General features: G+C 73.5%; 1 protein-coding gene. It reads right to left on the bottom strand.

Annotation, left to right across the window (positions count from 1 at the left end; all coding sequences use genetic code 11):
* Positions 1-4: 4 nt before the first annotated feature.
* Positions 5-1,189 carry a chorismate synthase gene (gene aroC, locus ABZY13_RS33495; RefSeq protein WP_356637594.1) on the bottom strand — a complete coding sequence of 395 codons (1,185 nt, stop codon included), beginning with the start codon at positions 1,187-1,189 and terminating at the stop codon, positions 5-7.
* Positions 1,190-1,201 lie beyond the last annotated feature (12 nt).

Raw genomic sequence — 1,201 nt, 5'->3', positions numbered from 1 at the left:
CCCGTCACCGGATCGCCAGGTTCTCGAGGTAGGAGCGGACGTTGCGGCGGGTCTCGGAGACGCTGTCACCGCCGAACTTCTCCGCCACCGCGTCGGCCAGCACCAGCGCGACCATCGCCTCCGCGACGATCCCCGCGGCCGGCACCGCGCACACGTCGGACCGCTGATGGTGGGCCGCGGCCGCCTCACCCGAGACCACGTCGACCGTCCTCAGCGCCCGCGGCACCGTGGCGATCGGCTTCATCGCGGCCCGCACCCGCAGCAGCTCGCCCGTGCTCAGACCGCCCTCCGTGCCACCGGAACGCCCCGTCGCCCGCCGGACGCCCTCGCCGGTGGCCACGATCTCGTCGTGCGCCTTCGAACCCGGCACCCGCGCCAGACCGAAACCGTCGCCGACCTCGACGCCCTTGATCGCCTGGATGCCCATCAGCGCGGCGGCCAGCCGCGCGTCCAGCCGCCGGTCCCAGTGCACGTGCGAGCCCAGCCCCACCGGCACCCCGTACGCCAGCACCTCCACCACCCCGCCCAGGGTGTCACCGTCCTTGTGGGCCCGGTCGATCTCGGCGACCATCGCCTCCGACGCGTCCGCGTCCAGGCACCGCACCGGGTCCGCGTCCAGCCTCTCCACGTCGGCCGGAGTCGGATGGACGCCGTAGGGCGCCCGCGCCCCGGCCAGCTCCACGACATGGCTGACGATCTCGATGCCCGCGGTCTCCTTCAGGTACGAACGGGCCACCGCGCCCAGCGCCACCCGGGCCGCCGTCTCCCGCGCCGAGGCCCGCTCCAGGACCGGCCGGGCCTCGTCGAAACCGTACTTCTGCATACCCGCCAGATCGGCGTGACCGGGACGCGGCCGGGTCAGCGGAGCACTGCGGGCCAGACCGGCGAGCACCTCCGGATCGACCGGATCGGCCGCCATGACCTGCTCCCACTTCGGCCACTCGGTGTTCCCCACCATGACCGCCACCGGAGAACCCAGGGTCAGACCGTGCCGGACGCCGCCGAGGAAGGTGACCTCGTCACGCTCGAACTTCATCCGGGCGCCCCGGCCGTAACCGAGCCGCCGCCGCGCCAGATGACCGGCCACCATCTCCGTGGTGACCGGCACACCTGCCGGAAGGCCCTCCAGCGTCGCGACGAGTGCGGGACCGTGGGACTCCCCCGCGGTCAGCCAGCGCAACCTGCTCAACGGTGCTCCTCA

Origin of the sequence: Streptomyces sp. NPDC006610 (assembly GCF_040611575.1) — a bacterium.
GTDB lineage: Bacteria > Actinomycetota > Actinomycetes > Streptomycetales > Streptomycetaceae > Streptomyces.
The sequence above is the reverse complement of the archived record's forward strand: the minus strand, read 5'-3'. Positions and strand labels throughout refer to the sequence as shown.